This is a genomic window from Streptomyces sp. LUP30 (assembly GCF_001746365.1).
In the GTDB taxonomy this organism is placed as follows: domain Bacteria; phylum Actinomycetota; class Actinomycetes; order Streptomycetales; family Streptomycetaceae; genus Streptomyces.
This window is the reverse complement of record NZ_MJAJ01000064.1, coordinates 1-15,721: the sequence shown is the minus strand read 5'-3', so window position 1 is coordinate 15,721 and position 15,721 is coordinate 1. Positions and strand designations below refer to the sequence as shown.

Here is a 15,721-nt window from a genome sequence, read left to right as displayed (position 1 = left end):
TCCGGCCCCCGGGCCTCGCCGAGGACGCCCGGCGAGCAGAACGCGCGGGCAGCACGCGCCGACGGCGCACCGCGCGCGAGGACTGCCGGACACCGCGCGCGGGGGCTGCCGGCCGTCGGACCGCCCGGCCCGCTACCTCGCCTGCTACCTGGCTCGCTCCACGCGCCGCTCGTCCCACACCGGCTCCGAGGTCTCCCGGACCCGTCCGTCGCTGCCGAAGACCAGATAGCGGTCGAAGGAGCGGGCGAACCAGCGGTCGTGGGTGACGGCGAGCACCGTCCCGTCGAAGGCCTCCAGGCCCTCCTGGAGCGCTTCGGCCGACTCCAGGTCGAGGTTGTCGGTGGGCTCGTCGAGGAGCAGCGCCGTGACGCCCTGGAGTTCGAGGAGCAGGATCTGGAAACGGGCCTGCTGGCCGCCGGACAGGCGGTCGAAGGTCTGCTCCGCCTGCTGGGTCAGCTCGTAGCGGCGCAGCCGGGACATGGCCGCGCCCCGGTCCTGGGAGTGTTCGCTCCACAGGATGTCCAGCAGGGTGCGGCCCAGCAGCTCGGGGTGGGCGTGGGTCTGGGCGAAGTGTCCGGGCACCACGCGCGCGCCGAGCTTCCACTCCCCCGTGTGCGCGACGGTGTCGCCGGCCAGCAGCCGCAGGAAGTGGGACTTGCCGGAGCCGTTGGAGCCCAGGACGGCGACCCGCTCGCCGTAGAAGACCTCCAGGTCGAACGGCTTCATCAGGCCGGTGAGCTCGAGTCCCTTGCAGGTGACGGCGCGCACGCCGGTGCGGCCGCCCTTGAGGCGCATGGTGATGTCCTGCTCGCGGGGCGGCTCCGGCGGCGGGCCGGCCTCCTCGAACTTGCGCAGCCTGGTCTGGGCGGCCTGGTAGCGCGATGCCAACTCATGGCTGATGGAGGCCGCCTGACGCAGGCTCAGCACGAGCTTCTTCAGCTGGGCGTGCTTCTCGTCCCAGCGGCGGCGCAACTCCTCGAAGCGGGCGAAGCGTTCGCGTCGGGCCTCGTGATACGTGGCGAAACCGCCGCCGTGCACCCAGGCGTCGGCGCCGGCCGGGCCGGGCTCGACCGAGACGATCTTCTCGGCGGCGCGGGAGAGGAGTTCGCGGTCGTGGGAGACGAACAGGACCGTCTTGCGGGTCTCCTTCAGCCGCTCCTCCAGCCACCGCTTGCCGGGCACGTCCAGGTAGTTGTCCGGCTCGTCGAGGAGGAGCACCTCGTCGTGGCCGCGCAGCAGCGCCTCCAGCACGAGCCGCTTCTGCTCACCGCCGGACAGGGTGCGCACGAGTCGGAACTGGGCCTTGTCGTAGGGCACGCCCAGGGCGGCCGTGGTGCACATGTCCCACAGCGTCTCGGCCTCGTAGCCGCGCACCTCCGCCCAGTCGGAGAGGGCCTGCGCGTACTGCAGCTGGGCGGCCTCGTCGTCGACGGTCATGATCGCGTGCTCGGCCTTGTCGACGGCCTGCGCGACCTCGCGGATGCGGGGCGAGGCGACGGACACCAGCAGATCGCGGACGGTCGTCTCGTCCCGTACCGAGCCCACGAACTGGCGCATCACACCCAGGCCGCCGCTCACCGTGACGGTCCCGCCGTGCGGTTTCAGCTCGCCGGAGATCAGCCGCAGCAGGGTGGTCTTGCCGGCGCCGTTGGGGCCGACCAGGGCCACGACGGCCCCTTCGCCCACCCGGAAGGAGACGTCGCCGAGCAGCGCCCTCCCGTCGGGGAGGTAGTACTCGAGGTGCGCGGCTTCCAGATGTCCCATGAGGACGCATTGTGCGGGCCGCCCGCCGCCCGCGGCAAACCGATATCGGCGCAGGCCGGGAGCGGTCGGGCCCGCCGGTCAGCGGCCGGCACCCTCGACGGGCTGCCCGGCCGGCCCGCCCTCCCCGACGGGCGCGACCGTGGCGCCGGCCCAGGACAGGGCCTTCCAGCCGTCCGTGGGCGAGCCCTCCAGGACCACCGTGCCGGTGTTGGCGAGGCGATGCGCGGCGGCGAAGGGGACGTCGACGTTGTGGGCACGGGCCGCCGCCCAGGTGCGGATCGCGGCGCCGTGGCTGACCAGGACGACGGTCCCCGCACCGCTCGCCGCGACCTCGGCGACCACGGCGTCGTAGCGCGCGAGGAACTCGGCGCCGTTCTCCCCGCCCGGCATGCGCAGGTCCGTCCGGCCCGCCGCCCAGGCGAACGCCGTGCGCATGTACAGCGCGCCCTGCTCCGTGTCGCCCGGCAGCGCCTCCAGGTCGCCGGCGGAGATCTCCCGGATCCCGTCGCGGACGACGACGTCGAGGCCGCGGGCGGCGGCCAGCGGGGCGGCGGTGAGCTGGGTGCGCACGAGGGTGGAGGCGTAGAGGGCCTCGACGTCCTCGTCGGCCAGGGCCTCGGGCAGGGCGGCGGCCTGTCGTGCGCCGAGTTCGGTGAGGCCCGGGCCGGGGACTGCGGTGTCGAGGAGGTAGTCGACGTTGGCGGGGGTCTGGCCGTGACGGACGAGCAGCAGTCGCATGCGGGGACCCTCCGGTGCCGAGGCCGCCTCCACACCGGAAACGGCCACTTCAGGGTACCCGCGGCGGCCGAGCCCGGGCAGCGGCCCCGCCTTCGGGCCGCAGGGGCGCATCGTCCGTGCGGGAACCAGACCTGATGATGTGTCAGTCCATATTTCAGAACGATCTGTCTCACCATGCGACCGTCGGCGTAGCGTGGCGTCACCGGGGGCCGGGCCGGACCCGGTCCGTCGAGAAGGGGAGCAGCCATGCCGAAAGCCCAGGAGACCGCCGTCTACACGCACGGACACCACGAGTCGGTGCTGCGCTCGCACACCTGGCGGACCGCCGCCAACTCCGCGGCCTATCTGCTCGGCTCGCTGAAGCCCCACATGAAGATCCTGGACATCGGCTGCGGCCCGGGCACCATCACCGCCGACCTGGCCGCCCTGGTGCCCGACGGGCACGTCACCGGCGTCGACCACGCGCCCGGGATCCTGGAGCAGGCCCGCGCCACGGCCGACGGGCGGGGGCTGACCAACGTCGATTTCGCGGTCGCGGACGTGCACGCCCTGGACCACCCCGACGACACGTTCTGCGTCGTGCACGCCCACCAGGTGCTCCAGCACGTCGGCGATCCCGTACAGGCGCTGCGGGAGATGCTGCGGGTCACCAGGCCCGGCGGGTACGTCGCGGTCCGCGACTCGGACTACGCGGCGATGACCTGGCACCCCGCCGCCGCCGGTATGGACGACTGGCTGGACCTGTACCGGCGCGTGGCCCGCGCCAACGGCGGCGAGCCGGACGCCGGACGGCGACTGAAGTCCTGGGCACTGGCCGCCGGGTTCACCGACATCACGGCCACGTCCTCCACCTGGACTTTCAGCACGTCCGAGGAACGGGCCTGGTGGAGCGGCCTGTGGGCGGACCGCACCCTGGCGTCCGCGTACGCGGAGCTCGCCACCCGCGGCGGACACGCCACGGCGGAGCAGCTGCGTGCCGTGTCGGCGGCCTGGCGGGAGTGGGGTCGGCGGGAGGACGGCTGGTTCGCCGTCCTGCACGGAGAGATCCTGTGCCGAAAAGCCGCCTGATCCAGGCATTCCGGGAGATCCGGGAGATACGGGAGATCCAGGGGTGAATGTTTCATCGAATCCGGGAAACACGCACTGCAGGAGGTAGAGACTATGGTTCCCGTCCTGCTGGTGCTGCTGCTGGTACTGATTCTTTTCGGTGCCGGATTCGCGGTGAAGTTGCTCTGGTGGATCGCGCTCGCGGTTCTGGTCCTGTGGCTCCTGGGATTCCTGGCTCGCGGAACCACTGCCTCGGGAGGCAGGGGGCGCTGGTACAGGTGGTGACCGAAGTTCTGAGGTGAAACCGGCTTCCGCCGGGAGCGCCGCCGGCTCTCGCCGGCCGGGCTCACTCCCGGGGAAGCAGCGGTCCGAGCGGCCCGAGGTCCAGATTGAGGTCCTCGGGCCGCAGTCCGTACCGCTCGCGCAGCTCGGTCATGCGGTCGTCCAGCAGCATCAGGGTGAGCCCGATGCGCTCCTCCTGCTCCTCGTTCAGATCGCCCTGGTCGAAGCGGCGCAACGCCTGCCGTTCCATCAGCTGACGCAGCAACTCCACGACGGTCAGGACGAGTTTGACCAGGTCGCGCTCGACGGTGTCGGGCTCCAGGTCGATGTGGTTGCGTCGGTCCGTCACGGCGACTCCCCCCAGGGCGACGGCACCTGCTCGTTCACCGAGCTGATCAGGGCGTTCAGGTCGATGCGGACGAGGTCGACGTCCGCGATGCGCAACGTGATGTCGCCCGTGATGACCACTCCCCCGGCCAGCAGCCGGTCGAGCAGGTCCACGAGAGCGACCTCGCGGCGCTCCACGACGGTCATGAGCCTCCCTCGCCGATGTCGGCGCCGGCCGCCGCCGACGAGGACTCCCCTGCCGTCGAGGAATCCGCCGGGTCTTCCACGAAGGAATAGGCGGCCCAGGGACCGGTCAGTTCGACGCGCATTCCGGGCTCCTCACCCTTCGTGCGGTCCACCAGTTCCACGAATTCCTCGGATTCCGCGCGCGGTACGAGATAGGCGGCGTTCAGCACGTTCTGTCCGGGCGCCTTGGAAAGGGCGGAATTCTGCGGAGCGTGCAGCCGGGCGCCGTCGGCGTGCGCGGACAATGTGGCGTGCAGTCGTCCGGCGAACCGCTCGGCCCGCTGCCAGCTGTCCTCGTGCGCCCTGCTCTGCATGCGCCGCTGACGCAGGTAGTCCCGGCCCGAGGCGGGCTTCGCCGTGGTTTCGGAGGGGACGGCGGGCTCGCGCTCCACATAGACCTTCACACCCCACTCGACCCGGCCCTCCAGCCGGTCCAGAGTGCGCAGGAAGTCCGCCTCGCGCTCCTCCATCATCACGCGGACGCCGCTGTCGTCGCGGAACACCGTGGCGAGCCGGAGCGGCAGCGGCGTGGTGACGGCCGTCAGCGCGTCGATCACCTGCTGGTGGGCCCGAGCGGTCTCGGTCAGCCAGTCGAGGTCCTCCAGATGCCGGTGCAGGGGCGCCTCGGCGAAGTCCCCCTCCGGGACGTGGCTGACGACCGCGATCAGTCCGCGATGGCCGAGCAGCCGGGGCGGATCGCCCGCCACGCCCTTGAGGGCCGTCTGCAGAGGCGCGCCGAAGGGCCGGCAGACGGCGTAGACGTACCGCAGTCCTGTCACGGCGACTCCTTCCTGACGTCACGAGGGCCCTGCTCCCGGGCGTTCTCCGGGGCGCGGCCCAGCTCCAGTTCCTCCAGCCGTGCCAACCGTTCGCGCAACTCGGCGTTCTCACGCGCGAGTTCGTCGCGGCGGGCGCCGGAGGACAACGCCGGGTCGGTCTCCCACCAGTCGATGCCCATCTCCTTGGCCTTGTCGACGGAGGCGACGATGAGGCGGAGTTTGATGGTGAGCAGTTCGATGTCGAGCAGGTTGATCCGGATGTCGCCCGCGATCACGATGCCCTTGTCGAGAACGCGTTCCAGGATGTCGGCGAGGTTGGCGCCGCCGCCCTGACCGTACGGCTCCGGCAGCCGGCTCGACATGGTCATCGACGACTCCCGCCCTTCGCGTCCTCAGGCTCGGGCTCCTCCTCGTACTCGTCCTCGCTCTCCTCGAACTCGCCCTCGGCGTCCTCGGGCTCGCCCTCCTCCTCTTCCTCGTACTCGCCCTCGGGCTCCTCCTCCTCGGGTTCCTCTTCCTCCCTGTCCTCGGCGTCCGGACCCTCGTCCTCGGCCTCGTACTCCTCATCGTCCTCCGGGGCGGCGTCCTCGGCATCCCGCGCCTCGGCGTCCTCCTCGGGCTCGCCGTTCTCCTCGTTCTCGCCGTTCTCCTCGTTCTCGCCGTTCTCCTGCTCTTCCTCGGCGACCGCGTCGTCGTGGGAGCGGACGACCTCGCCGTCGCGGATCTCGCCGCGCCAGCTGTCCTGCGCCTCACCCTTGATGGTGATGAAGCGGGCGAAGTTCTTCAGGTCGAGACGGGCACGGCGGCCCTGGGCGCGCCAGATGTTGCCGGTCTTCTCGAACAGGCCCGTCGGGTAGTACTCGATGACCAACAGGATGCGGGTGAGGTTCTCGGCGAGCTCGTGGAAGGAGACGACGCCCTTCGTGGTGCCCTTCGCACCCTCCGACGTCCAGGCGATCCGGTCGTCCGGCACCTGTTCGGTGGTCTTCGCCTTCCAGCTGCGGTTGGACCAGAAGACCTTCGCCTGCCAGTCGCTGGTGGTGTCGTCGGCGCGGTTCGCGCTCTTGACGCCCTTGGCGAAGGTGCTGAAGTCCTGGTACTGCGTCCACTGGTCGTAGGCGGTGCGTAGCGGCACGCCGACGTCGATCGTCTCCATGATCACGGTCGGCTTCTTGCCGGCGCTCTTCTTGCCCTTGCCGCCCTTGCCGCCGCCGAGGTTCTTCAGGGCACCGGTCACCTTGTCCTTGGCGCGCGAGGCGCCGAGCTCCAGGGCGGAGCGGACCGGTCCCTTGCCCTCGGCGATCTTCTTGCCGCCGTCCAGGGCTAGTTTGGCGAACCCCGGGCTGTTGCCCTCGGCGATGTCGTTGAGTTTGTTCGTGGTCTCGCCGAGCTTGTGCCCCATGCCGGTGAGCAGACGCGTGGCCTGGGCGGCGAGATAGTCCTGCACCTCGCCCTTGAGCCGGTCGGCGGCCTCGCTCTGGGCCAGGCCGGACAGGGGGTTGGCCCCGTCCGCCTTCCCTGCGGCGGACTTCGCGGATCCGAGGGTCTCGGTCATCGGTCACCGCCTCCCTTCGAGCGCCGGGCGCCGGAGCCGCCACCGGAGGCGGGCCTGGACGCCGTCTTCGCGGCCGTCTTCCCGGCCGACGCAGTCTTCTTCGCGGCCGTCCTGCGAGCCGGAGCCTTCTTGGCGGGCGCCTTCTTCGCGGGGGCCTTCTTGGCCGACGCCTTCTTGGCCGTCTTCTTCGCCGCCGTCTTCCTCGGCGGCTCCTCGTCCTCCTCCTCGTCCTCCTCGTACTCGTCCTCGTCGTCGGAGTCGTCCCGCGGCTCCTCGTCCTCGCCCTCGTCGTCCTGGGCGTCCTGAGGCTCCTCGTCGTACTCCTCGTCCGCCTCCAGCTCGTCGTCCTGCTCGCGCTCTCCGCCCTTGCCGGGCACGGCGCCGGCGAGCTGGTCGCGCACCTCGGCGGTGCGGCCGTGCAGCCGGTCCGCGAGCGCGTCGATCTGCCGCTCGACCATGGCGCCGGAAGCGGCCTTGCCGACCCCGCGCAGGTCCTGACGGAGCTGGTCCCCGATCTCCTTGAACTGCGGATTGTCCCGCAGCTGCTGGGAGACCAGATCGGCGATGCCCTTCGGCGTCAGGTTGAGCCGCTTGCCGGCCACCAGTGACCCGACGGCCACCGCCATTTTCAGTTTCCTGGTACGGCCGAGGAAATATCCGGCCCCGACCGCAAGGCCCAGTCCCATTCGGTTCATCTTGCCGTCCCGTCGTCCGTTTGCGTGGTGCCGCGTGCGCTGGCCTCCAGCCGGTCCAGGAGTTCGTCCTCCTGGCGGTCGAACTCCTCCTCCGTGATCTCTCCCGCCTCCAACTGCTGTTCGAGGCGGGAGAGTTCGGCCCGGATCGTGGAGGGGTCGTAGTAGATCCGTTCGGCCTCACGAAGTACCTGGCGGATCACCCATCCACTGCCTCGGACCGGAGCCAAAGGCAGCAGGAACACCTCTCCGAGCAGTCCCACGACACACCTACTCCCCGGTGATCGTCTCCGCGGGCTCGGACGGTCCGGGCTCGACGAAGCTGTAGGGCGGAAGCGGCCCGTTGAGGCGCACGTCGAGGTGCGGATGGGCCTGCCTCAGCTCATCCACCGCCTCCGCGAAGCGGGCGGCCGAATCCCGGGCGACCAGGAACGACACGTTGGCCAGCCAGCCCGTGGACTCCGGGCCCAGACCGACGGCCGCGGCGAGCGGCTCCAGCGCCTGCTGGACGACGCCTGCGTCCTCGGCCTCCTGGGCCTTGACAGCGGCGGCGACCATCTCGCCGAGCTGCAGCTTCTGCTCGTAACTGCCGCCGCCCGCCTTCCGGTTGGCCTCGGCGAGGGCACGCAGCTCGGGGCTGCCGGCCATGACGTGGTGCAGCACGGCCTCTTCGATGTGCGTCGCCTTGACGTTGTACTCGACCTTGCCGTCGAGGGCCCTCAGCCGCTCCTTGTAGTGCTCGGCGCGCTCGGCCAGCACGCCGGTGACGGCGCTGTCCTCGGGCGCGACGCTGCCGAACCGCATGGGCAGCACGCAGCCGCCGGCGCCCGCCTCGGCGAGGACGTTCTGGTGCGCGAGCAGCTCACGGCGCTTGGGGCGCAGGCCTTCCGGCGCGTCGCTCACGACGGCCGCCAGGTCGCCCTCCTTCAGCACCCGCACGGGCATGGCAGGGTCCCCGACGCCTCCCAGACCCTCCGGAAGGGCAGGGTGCGAGCCCGCGGTGATGCCGTACACGTAGGTGCTCACTCCTGCTCCTCCTTCCGGCGCGAAGCCGTGGTCTTACGGGCGCGCGGCCTGGACTCGCGCTCTGCGGAAGCGTCGTCACGCGACTGCTTGAACGCGTCGGATATGGTCTCGGCGGCCCCGGAGAGGGCGCCCTTGGACTTGCCGCGCGCACCCGACTCGGTGACCTCCCCGACGATCTCGGGCAGACCCGGGCTCTTGTTGGGGCCGGACTCCAGGTCCAGCCGGTTGCACGCCTCGGCGAAGCGCAGATAGGTGTCGACGCTGGCCACGACGACACGCACGTCGATCTTGAGGATCTCGATACCGACCAGGGAGACCCGCACGAACGCGTCGATCACAAGCCCCCTGTCGAGGACGAGCTCCAGAACGTCGTAAAGACCGCTCGAGCCGCCTCCGCCACCGGACTGCTGTGCCGGGACTACGGTCATGCCGACCGCACCTCCTTGCTTCGTGATGGGTGATCGCGATTGATGATCGGAAATGGTCTTCGGCGGCGGCCTAACGGCCGCCGGCCCGGTGGGCATCGGCCCGCCCGCGCTCATAACGGCGAACGCGCCGATAGCCGGTGAGCTGCCCCTCCGGGTCGAGTTCGACCTGGTAGGTCGCCATGAGGCTCATGGTGTCGGGGACTCGTTCCAGCTCGAGTACCTCGACCTCCAGGGACCAGCCGTCCTCCGTCTGCGCGAAGGAGGACACGCTCTCGGCGGTCATGCCGGTGAGCTCCGCCAGCTGGGCACGCGCCTCGCGCAGTACCTCCATGGGGCGTGGCCGGTCGTCCGTCACGATGTGGTCCTCGCCCTTCATGTCGTCGTCATCGGCTTCGTCGTCATCGGCTTCGTCCTCGTCGGCTTCGGACTCGTCGCCGTCGAGTTCGCCGGTGTCCGGCTCGTCACTGTCCGCCTCTTCGACGTCCTGTTCTTCGCCGTCCTGTTCTTCGTCGTCGAGCTCTTCGGCGTCCTCGGCTTCCGCCTCCTCGCCGTCCGCCTCTTCGGCCTCCAGCTCTTCGGCGTCCGCCTCGGCGGCGTCCTGCTCTTCGGCGTCCCGCTCGTCCCTGTGGCGCGCGGGCCGGTGGCGCCGGGGCTCCTCGCTCTCGGACCCTTTCTTCCGGGTGTTTCGTGAAGTCCGCGCACCCGATGTGTTCTCTGTGGAATGCGATGTGCTTTTTGTGTTCGCCATGGCCACCTCTCCTTCCGTGTGGCCGGAAGCCTCATGGCCAAACCTTCACGAGCCGTTCAGTGCGTCGAGCCGCCGTCGGGCCGGGTCCAGGGAGCGTCCGCGGCCGGTCAGCGCAGACCAGGGGCGGGAGCGGGCCTGCTCGACGGCGTCGGCGACCGTCCAGCGCCGCGGGCCGAGCTCGGGGTCGTCGAGCTGTTCCCAGGTGATCGGGGTGGCGACGGGGGCACCGGGCAGCGCGCGCACCGTGTACGGGGCGACGGCGGTCTGCGCGTAGGCGTTGCGCTGCACGTCCAGGTAGAGCCGGTCGCCGCGGTCCTTCTTGCGGGCGGCCGTGGTGAGCCGGTCCGGGTGCTCGGCGGCGAGGAGCTCGGCGACGTCCCGGGCGAAGGCGCGCACCTCGTCGAAGCCGTGGCCGCCGTCGATCGGCACGACGACGTGCAGCCCGCGCGAGCCGGTCGTCATCAGCCCCGAGGGCAGCCGCAGCTCGTGGAGCAGCTCGCCCAGCCACCGGGCGGTCTCGCGGACGGCGTCGAAATGCGCGTCGTCGGCCGGGTCGAGATCGAAGACCAGCAGGTCCGGACGGTCGACCCGGTCGGCCCGCGACAGCCAGCGATGCAGCGTGAGACAGGCCTGGTCGGCCAGGTGGACGAGGGTGGCGGTGTCGTCGCAGACGGTGTGGTGGACCGTGCCGTCCTCCTTGGCCACCTCGACCCGTCTGATCCACTGCGGATAGTGCTCGGGGGTGTTCTTCTGCATGAACCGGGGGCCCTCGACCCCGTCAGGATGCCGTTCCAGCATCAGCGGGCGGCCCCGCAGGTGCGGCAGCATGAACGCCGCGACGGACCGGTAGTAGGCGACGAGGTCGGCCTTCGTGTACTCCCTCGCCGCCTCCCCGGCCGGGAAGAGCACCTTGTCCGGCCGGTGGACCTCGACGGTACGGCGGCCCGCACGCACCGTCCGTACGCCGCCGCCCGCCTGCGCGCTCACGGCGCGATCGCCTGCTCCACCAGCAGCCGGGCGGACGCGGCGATCGACTCGGCGTCGATGCCGGCGACGTGCAGCTGCTCCTCGGGACCGGCCGACCCCGGCATCGTGCGGACGGCGAGCCGCACCAGGCGGGGCGCCGGCCGCCCGTCGAGGAAGGCGTCGAGGACCGCGTCGCCGAGGCCGCCCTGCTCGTGGTGGTCCTCCACGCTCAGCAGACAGCCGGTCTCCTCCGCGGCCCGCCGCAGCGTGTCCCGGTCGACCGGCTTGACCGAGTACAGATCGATCACCCGCACCGCGACGCCCTCGGCGTCGAGCGCCTCGGCGGCCTTCAACGCCTCGTGCACGGTGACACCGGCCGCGACGATCGTCATCCGGTCCCGGTCGGAGGAGCGCAGCACCTTGCTGCCGCCGACCGGGAACTCCTCGTCCGGGCCGTACAGGGCCGGGGCCTTGCCGCGCGAGGTGCGCAGATAGCGGACGCCGTCCAGGCCGGCCATCGTGGCGACGAGCCGGGCGGTCTGGTTGGGGTCGCACGGGTACAGCACGGTGGAGCCGTGCACGGCCCGGAACATGGCCAGGTCCTCCAGGCCCATCTGCGAGGGCCCGTCCTGCCCGATGGCCACCCCGGCGTGCGAGCCGACCAGGTTGATCCCGGCGCCGCTGACCGCGGCCATGCGGACGAAGTCGTGGGCCCGGGTCAGGAACGCCGCGAAGGTGGAGGCGTACGGCACCCAGCCGCGCGCCGCGAGCCCCACCGCGGCGGCGACGAGCTGCTGCTCGGCGATGTAGCACTCGAAGAACCGGTCGGGATGCTTCTTGGCGAAGACCTCCGCCCGCGTGGAGTCGCTCACCTCGCCGTCCAGGGCGACGACGTCCTCGCGGGCGCCGCCGAGCGCGGCCAGCGCCTGACCGTAGGCGTCCCGGGTGGCCGCCTCCTCGCCCTTGTCCCAGCGGGGCAGGTCCAGGCGCCCCGTCGGCACGGAGTGCAGCATGCGGGCGTCGGCCGGCTCGTGCACCCGCACCCGCAGGTCCCGCACGCCGCCCAGTTCCTCGATCGCCTCGTCGGCGTCCGGCAGGGGCTTGCCGTGCAACCCCTCGCGGTCCTGGACGGACTCCACGCCCCGGCCCTTGAGGGTGCGGGCGAGGATGACGGTGGGCTGGCCCTTGGTGGAGACCGCCTCGCCGTAGGCGCGGTCGACGGCGTCCACGTCGTGCCCGTCGATCTCGACCGTGTGCCAGCCGAACGCCTGGAAGCGGCGGGCGTAGGCGTCGAGGTCGTGTCCGTGCCGGGTCGGGCCGCGCTGACCGAGCCGGTTGACGTCGACGATCGCCGTCAGGTTGTCGAGGTGCTCGTGGCCCGCGTGCTCCGCGGCCTCCCACACCGAGCCCTCGGCGAGCTCGCTGTCCCCGCACAGCACCCACACCCGGTAGCCGGTGCGCTCCAGCCGCTTGCCCGAGAGTGCGATGCCGACGCCCACCGGCAGTCCCTGGCCCAGCGAGCCGGTGGCGGTCTCGACCCACGGCAGCCGCCGCGGGGTGGGATGGCCTTCGAGCCGGCTGCCCAGCTTGCGGAAGGTCAGCAGCTCCTCGTCGTCGACGGCCCCGGCGGCCTTGTAGGCGGAGTACAGCAGCGGGGAGGCGTGGCCCTTGGAGAGGACGAAGCGGTCGTTGCCGGGGTGGGCGGGGCGGTCGAAGTCGTAGCGGAGGTGGTTCGCGAGCAGCACGGCCATCAGGTCCGCGGCCGACATCGACGACGTCGGGTGCCCGGATCCCGCGGCGGCTGAGGCGCGCACGCTGTCCACCCTCAACTGCTGTCCGAGTTCGATGAGTTCGGCGGTGTCCATCGGGCTATCGGTTTCCTTCCGCGTGCTCGTCGGCGCTCCGGGCGGGGCCGGCGGCCGGCTGGTTCCTCGCGGGCTCGCCACCGGGCTGGTTCTTCGCGGGCTCGCCGCCCGGCTGGTTCTTGGCCGGCTCGGCCGCCTCGTCGGCGCCCGGGGCCGCCGGTCCGGTGCTGTGCTGTCCGACCTCCGGGGTGGGAGAGGTGATCGACTGGGAGCCGTCCTCGGGCGACGACCGACCCGTACGGGTGTCGTCCTCACCGCCTCCGTGACCGCCTCCGTGCCGTCCCACCTCGGGGGTCGGCGAGGTGATCGACTGGGAGCCGTCCTCCGGGGAGGGGCGCCGCTCGGCGGACCCGCCGGTCGTCTGGTTCTCGTCGTTCACGTCGTTCACGTCGTTCACGTCGTTCACCTGATTCCTGTCGAAGTGGGTGGTCGTGCCGTTCGTGTCGTTCGCGGTGTCCCTGTCCGTCCCGGCGGCCCCGGCGGCGTGCACGTCCTCCTCGGTGGCCGCGCCGGGTCCGAAAGCCGTCGGTACGCGGCTGCGGGCGTCCGGGACCCGGGCCGGCTCGGGCGACGCCGTGTCCAGGCGCGCCGACCAGGGCCGGACGAGCCCCAACTGGACGGGTCGGCGCGGCAGAAGCGCGTCGAGCAGCCGGTCGGCGGCGTCGCGGACGCGGTTGCCCGGCATCGCGGCGAGTCGGTGGGCGCGGGCGACCGCGCCGGCCACGGGGCCGCAGCGGTGCATGCCCAGCGGGTCGGCCGCCGCCCGCACCCCGCCCGGATCGACGGCGATCCCGGGATCCCTGTGCCGGTACGGGCGCATCCCGGCTCCGCCGCCGAGGGAGGCGGCGACGTTCCGTCCGGCCACCTTCCCCTGCCGCCAGGCGTGCCGCGCGGTCATCGGCGTGTACTCGCCGGGGCGGTCCAGATCCGGCACGGCGGCCGCGTCTCCGCAGGCGAACACCTCGGGCCGGCCCGGCGCCTGGAGGGTCGGCTCCACGAGCAGCCTGCCCTTCTCCAGGGGCAGTCCCAGCGACCCCAGGAGCGGATCGGGCCGTACGCCCACGCACCACACCAGCGTGCGGCTGTGGACGAACTCGCCGTCGGTCAGCAGCACTCCCTCGCGCGTGGCCTCCTTCACAAAGGTCCCCGGGCGCACCTCGACGCCTTGTTCGCGCAGCGCCCGTTCGGCGGCGCGGGAGAGCCGTTCGTCCAGTTCGGGAAGAACGCGCTCGGCGGCGTCGAGCAGCAGCCAGCGCGGTCGCATGCCCCTGCGGGCGGGATGGTCCCGCACCAGCGCCTCGGTGAAGCGCCGTCCCTGCGCGGCCACTTCGGCGCCGGTGTAGCCCGCGCCGGCCACGACGAACGTACAACGCGCCACTCGCTCGGCCGCGTCGTCGCCGGCCGCGGCCGACTCCACCTGACGGATGAGGTGATCGCGCAGACAGAGCGCTTCGGGCAGACCGCGGAGCCCGTACGCGTGCTCGGCGTCCCCGGGGACGGGCTGCAGCCGGCCGCCGACGCCGGCGGCCAGCACGAGCCGGTCGTAGTCGAGGACGCCCGCGTCGCCCTCGGGGCCGGTGTAGCGCACGGTGCGGGCGTCGAGGTCCACCCGGTCGGCCTCGCCGAGCACCAGCCGCACCCCGCGCAGAGTGCGCGGCAGCGACACCGCGACCCGGCGCGGCTCCAGGACGCCGGCCGCCACCCGGGGCAGCAGGGGCCGGTACAGGAAGTGGTCGGTCGGGTTGAGCAGGGTGATGTCGGCCCGGCCGCGGTCCGCCCGCGCGAGGGTGCGAGCCGCCCGGTGTCCGGCGAAGCCCGCTCCGACGATCACGATGCGGGGTCGACTCAAGGGTGGCCTCCGGCGGGTGCGGACGGTTGTCGTACGAGGGTTTCCGCGTCCCCCTGGCAGGGGCGGCCAAACGTGCGCCGGTTTCCCGCCCGGACGTCGGGTACCCGGTGCGGGACCGGAGTCACCCACTCGGAGGTACCCCCCATGCCCGAATACGGCTACTTCCTGTCCTGCGAGGAGTTCGGCCCCGCGGACCTCGTCGAACAGGCCCGCATGGCCGAGCAGGCGGGCTTCCAGGCGCTGTGGATCTCCGACCACTACCACCCGTGGAACGACGCGCAGGGACAGAGCCCGTTCGTCTGGTCGGTGATCGGCGCGCTGTCGGAGGCGGTGTCGCTGCCGATCGAGACGGCCGTGACGTGCCCGACCGTACGGATGCACCCCGCCGTGGTGGCCCAGGCCGCCGCCACGGCCGCCGTGATGACGGACGGCCGCTTCCGCCTCGGCGTCGGCTCGGGCGAGGCGCTCAACGAGCACATCCTCGGCGACGTCTGGCCACCGGCGAACGTACGCCTGGAGATGCTGGAGGAGGCCGTCCAGGTCATGCGCCGGCTGTTCACCGGCGAGGAGGTCAGCCACTACGGCACGCACTACAAGGTGGAGAACGCCCGCCTGTACACCGTCCCCGACGAGCCGGTCCCGATCGACATCTCCGGATTCGGGCCCAAGGCGACGTCGCTGGCGTCCCGGGTGGGCGACGGCTACATCACGATGATGCCCGAGGAGCCGATGGTGGAGCAGTTCCGCAAGGGCGGCGGCGGCGCGAAGCTGGTCAGCGGCGGCACCAAGGTCTGTTACGGCGCCGACCGCGAGGAGGCCGTGCGTACGGTCCACCGGCTGTGGTCGAACCAGCTGCTGCCCGGCGAGATGGGCCAGATCCTGCCCACCCCGAGCCACTTCGAGCAGCTGGAGCCGCTGATCACCGAGGAGATGGTCGGTGAGAACACGGTCTGCGGCGACGACGTGGACGAGCACGTCGCCGCTCTCACCGCCTTCGCCGACGCGGGTTTCGACCGGGTGTACGTGAACCAGATCGGCCCGGACCAGCGCGGCTTCTTCGACTTCTACCGGACCAAGGTGCTGCCCCGCCTCCAGTGAGACCGGCCTTGGGGGCCGGAGGACCGGCAGGGGATGGAGTCCTGACCCGCTGCAGGCCGGGGCCCCGCGGCAGATGTGCCGCGGGGCCCCGGCCGCCCGGTCGCCGATCAGACCGCTCCGACGCCGATCACGACGCCCGGGCCCGGTTCACGTCGCCGCGGGCCCGGTGCCGTCGCGGGTCGGTCGCAGGTCAGCCGCGCGGGTGCGGGTCCCCGGGGTCGACGCCCTGGGCACGCGGCGCCCCGCCCTGTTCCCGCAGAGGCGCGTCCGGCGCGACCGGCGCGACCGGCGGCACCGGCGGCACCGGCGGG

18 protein-coding genes are annotated in these 15,721 nt (G+C 72.0%); 3 read left to right on the top strand and 15 right to left on the bottom strand.

All coding sequences use genetic code 11. The features are described 5' to 3' along the window. Positions 1-144: 144 nt before the first annotated feature. Together BG482_RS35385 and BG482_RS35380 are read right to left on the bottom strand one after the other, a co-directional pair. Positions 145-1,764 carry an ABC-F family ATP-binding cassette domain-containing protein gene (locus BG482_RS35385; protein ID WP_069773317.1) on the bottom strand — a complete coding sequence of 540 codons (1,620 nt, stop codon included), beginning with the start codon at positions 1,762-1,764 and terminating at the stop codon, positions 145-147. 78 nt (positions 1,765-1,842) lie between these two features. Then, positions 1,843-2,502, bottom strand: coding sequence for a histidine phosphatase family protein (locus BG482_RS35380; RefSeq protein ID WP_069773316.1), 660 nt, complete (start codon positions 2,500-2,502; stop codon positions 1,843-1,845). A 246-nt stretch (positions 2,503-2,748) separates the two neighbouring features. Here BG482_RS35380 and BG482_RS35375 point away from each other — a divergent pair, with 246 nt between their 5' ends. Next, positions 2,749-3,570, top strand: a complete 822-nt coding sequence (locus BG482_RS35375) for a methyltransferase domain-containing protein (RefSeq protein ID WP_069773315.1) — start codon at positions 2,749-2,751, stop codon at positions 3,568-3,570. A 93-nt stretch (positions 3,571-3,663) separates the two neighbouring features. Beyond that, a complete protein-coding gene (locus BG482_RS35370) occupies positions 3,664-3,834 on the top strand; it encodes a hydrophobic protein (protein ID WP_069773314.1) in 171 nt (56 codons plus the stop codon). A gap of 61 nt (positions 3,835-3,895) precedes the next feature. Here BG482_RS35370 and BG482_RS35365 read toward each other — a convergent pair whose 3' ends face one another. The 13 genes from BG482_RS35365 to BG482_RS35300 form a co-directional block, all read right to left on the bottom strand. Next, positions 3,896-4,180: a gas vesicle protein K gene (locus BG482_RS35365; protein ID WP_069773313.1), complete on the bottom strand. Its 285-nt coding sequence runs from the start codon at positions 4,178-4,180 to the stop codon at positions 3,896-3,898. Continuing rightward, a complete protein-coding gene (locus tag BG482_RS35360) occupies positions 4,177-4,365 on the bottom strand; it encodes a gas vesicle protein (RefSeq protein ID WP_054241593.1) in 189 nt (62 codons plus the stop codon). Before BG482_RS35360 ends, BG482_RS35365 begins: the two co-directional genes overlap by 4 nt. After that, a complete protein-coding gene (locus BG482_RS35355) occupies positions 4,362-5,183 on the bottom strand; it encodes a GvpL/GvpF family gas vesicle protein (RefSeq protein WP_069773312.1) in 822 nt (273 codons plus the stop codon). The genes BG482_RS35360 and BG482_RS35355 overlap by 4 nt, the downstream gene beginning before the upstream one ends. Then, positions 5,180-5,551, bottom strand: a complete 372-nt coding sequence (locus tag BG482_RS35350; RefSeq protein ID WP_069773311.1) for a gas vesicle protein — start codon at positions 5,549-5,551, stop codon at positions 5,180-5,182. The genes BG482_RS35355 and BG482_RS35350 overlap by 4 nt, the downstream gene beginning before the upstream one ends. Then, positions 5,548-6,738, bottom strand: coding sequence for an SRPBCC family protein (locus tag BG482_RS35345; protein WP_069773310.1), 1,191 nt, complete (start codon positions 6,736-6,738; stop codon positions 5,548-5,550). Before BG482_RS35345 ends, BG482_RS35350 begins: the two co-directional genes overlap by 4 nt. Beyond that, the gene (locus BG482_RS35340) at positions 6,735-7,433 is read right to left on the bottom strand and encodes a DNA primase (protein ID WP_069773309.1); all 699 of its coding nucleotides are present in this window, start codon (positions 7,431-7,433) and stop codon (positions 6,735-6,737) included. The genes BG482_RS35345 and BG482_RS35340 overlap by 4 nt, the downstream gene beginning before the upstream one ends. Next, a complete protein-coding gene (locus BG482_RS35335; RefSeq protein ID WP_069773308.1) occupies positions 7,430-7,693 on the bottom strand; it encodes a gas vesicle protein GvpG in 264 nt (87 codons plus the stop codon). Before BG482_RS35335 ends, BG482_RS35340 begins: the two co-directional genes overlap by 4 nt. Positions 7,694-7,700: 7 nt before the next feature. Then, positions 7,701-8,456: a GvpL/GvpF family gas vesicle protein gene (locus BG482_RS35330; protein ID WP_069773307.1), complete on the bottom strand. Its 756-nt coding sequence runs from the start codon at positions 8,454-8,456 to the stop codon at positions 7,701-7,703. Next, on the bottom strand, positions 8,453-8,884 hold the full coding sequence (locus tag BG482_RS35325; RefSeq protein ID WP_069773306.1) for a gas vesicle structural protein GvpA: 432 nt from the start codon (positions 8,882-8,884) through the stop codon (positions 8,453-8,455). Before BG482_RS35325 ends, BG482_RS35330 begins: the two co-directional genes overlap by 4 nt. A 70-nt stretch (positions 8,885-8,954) precedes the next feature. Then, positions 8,955-9,260, bottom strand: a complete 306-nt coding sequence (locus BG482_RS35320) for a gas vesicle protein (RefSeq protein ID WP_079142549.1) — start codon at positions 9,258-9,260, stop codon at positions 8,955-8,957. 417 nt (positions 9,261-9,677) lie between these two features. Then, a complete protein-coding gene (gene ligD, locus BG482_RS35310; protein WP_107450864.1) occupies positions 9,678-10,619 on the bottom strand; it encodes a non-homologous end-joining DNA ligase in 942 nt (313 codons plus the stop codon). Continuing rightward, positions 10,616-12,463: a transketolase gene (locus BG482_RS35305; protein WP_069773304.1), complete on the bottom strand. Its 1,848-nt coding sequence runs from the start codon at positions 12,461-12,463 to the stop codon at positions 10,616-10,618. The genes ligD and BG482_RS35305 overlap by 4 nt, the downstream gene beginning before the upstream one ends. 4 nt (positions 12,464-12,467) lie before the next feature. Beyond that, positions 12,468-14,312: an NAD(P)/FAD-dependent oxidoreductase gene (locus BG482_RS35300; protein ID WP_107450863.1), complete on the bottom strand. Its 1,845-nt coding sequence runs from the start codon at positions 14,310-14,312 to the stop codon at positions 12,468-12,470. A gap of 144 nt (positions 14,313-14,456) precedes the next feature. Between BG482_RS35300 and BG482_RS35295 the strand changes: the two genes are divergently transcribed. Then, positions 14,457-15,410 carry an LLM class F420-dependent oxidoreductase gene (locus BG482_RS35295; RefSeq protein WP_069773303.1) on the top strand — a complete coding sequence of 318 codons (954 nt, stop codon included), beginning with the start codon at positions 14,457-14,459 and terminating at the stop codon, positions 15,408-15,410. Positions 15,411-15,721 lie beyond the last annotated feature (311 nt).